General features: G+C 52.3%; 2 rRNA genes. Both read right to left on the bottom strand.

The window, feature by feature from the left end:
• Positions 1–46: 46 nt before the first annotated feature.
• Positions 47–162 (bottom strand): 5S ribosomal RNA (rrf, locus tag QWI18_RS25685).
• 146 nt (positions 163–308) lie between these two features.
• Positions 309–1,669, bottom strand: a 23S ribosomal RNA gene (locus QWI18_RS25680); the annotation flags it as partial.

The raw sequence follows: 1,669 nt of genomic DNA, 5'->3' as shown, positions 1-1,669 counted from the left end.
AAAACAAAACCCCATCTGCTTTCGCAAATGGGGTTCTGGAATTTAATCTTGACGATGACCTACTCTCACATGGGGAAACCCCACACTACCATCGGCGATGCATCGTTTCACTGCTGAGTTCGGGATGGGATCAGGTGGTTCCAACGCTCTATGGTCGTCAAGAAATTCGGGTACTGACTCGTTCCTGAGAACGCTTCAGCAAATCGGGTATGTGATCAAGGTACCGCTTGTGTGTACGCAAACTTTCGTCTTCATGCGTCTTCACACACCGCAATCTGCTGTCTTTTTGCAGATTGCTTGGGTGTTATATGGTCAAGCCTCACGGGCAATTAGTATTGGTTAGCTCAACGCCTCACAGCGCTTACACACCCAACCTATCAACGTCGTAGTCTTCGACGGCCCTTCAGGGAACTCAAGGTTCCAGTGAGATCTCATCTTGAGGCAAGTTTCCCGCTTAGATGCTTTCAGCGGTTATCTTTTCCGAACATAGCTACCCGGCAATGCCACTGGCGTGACAACCGGAACACCAGAGGTTCGTCCACTCCGGTCCTCTCGTACTAGGAGCAGCCCCTCTCAAATCTCAAACGTCCACGGCAGATAGGGACCGAACTGTCTCACGACGTTCTAAACCCAGCTCGCGTACCACTTTAAATGGCGAACAGCCATACCCTTGGGACCGGCTTCAGCCCCAGGATGTGATGAGCCGACATCGAGGTGCCAAACACCGCCGTCGATATGAACTCTTGGGCGGTATCAGCCTGTTATCCCCGGAGTACCTTTTATCCGTTGAGCGATGGCCCTTCCATACAGAACCACCGGATCACTAAGACCTACTTTCGTACCTGCTCGACGTGTCTGTCTCGCAGTCAAGCGCGCTTTTGCCTTTATACTCTACGACCGATTTCCGACCGGTCTGAGCGCACCTTCGTACTCCTCCGTTACTCTTTAGGAGGAGACCGCCCCAGTCAAACTACCCACCATACACTGTCCTCGATCCGGATAACGGACCTGAGTTAGAACCTCAAAGTTGCCAGGGTGGTATTTCAAGGTTGGCTCCACGCAGACTGGCGTCCACGCTTCAAAGCCTCCCACCTATCCTACACAAGCAAATTCAAAGTCCAGTGCAAAGCTATAGTAAAGGTTCACGGGGTCTTTCCGTCTAGCCGCGGATACACTGCATCTTCACAGCGATTTCAATTTCACTGAGTCTCGGGTGGAGACAGCGCCGCCATCGTTACGCCATTCGTGCAGGTCGGAACTTACCCGACAAGGAATTTCGCTACCTTAGGACCGTTATAGTTACGGCCGCCGTTTACCGGGGCTTCGATCAAGAGCTTCGCGTTAGCTAACCCCATCAATTAACCTTCCGGCACCGGGCAGGCGTCACACCCTATACGTCCACTTTCGTGTTTGCAGAGTGCTGTGTTTTTAATAAACAGTCGCAGCGGCCTGGTATCTTCGACCGGCATGAGCTTACGGAGCAAGTCCTTCACCCTCACCGGCGCACCTTCTCCCGAAGTTACGGTGCCATTTTGCCTAGTTCCTTCACCCGAGTTCTCTCAAGCGCCTTGGTATTCTCTACCCAACCACCTGTGTCGGTTTGGGGTACGGTTCCTGGTTACCTGAAGCTTAGAAGCTTTTCTTGGAAGCATGGCATCAACCACTTCGT

Origin of the sequence: Pseudomonas sp. W2Oct36 (genome assembly GCF_041060465.1) — a bacterium.
Lineage (GTDB): Bacteria > Pseudomonadota > Gammaproteobacteria > Pseudomonadales > Pseudomonadaceae > Aquipseudomonas > Aquipseudomonas graminis_B.
Note: the sequence above shows the minus strand (reverse complement) of the source record. Positions and strands in the feature narration are given on the sequence as shown.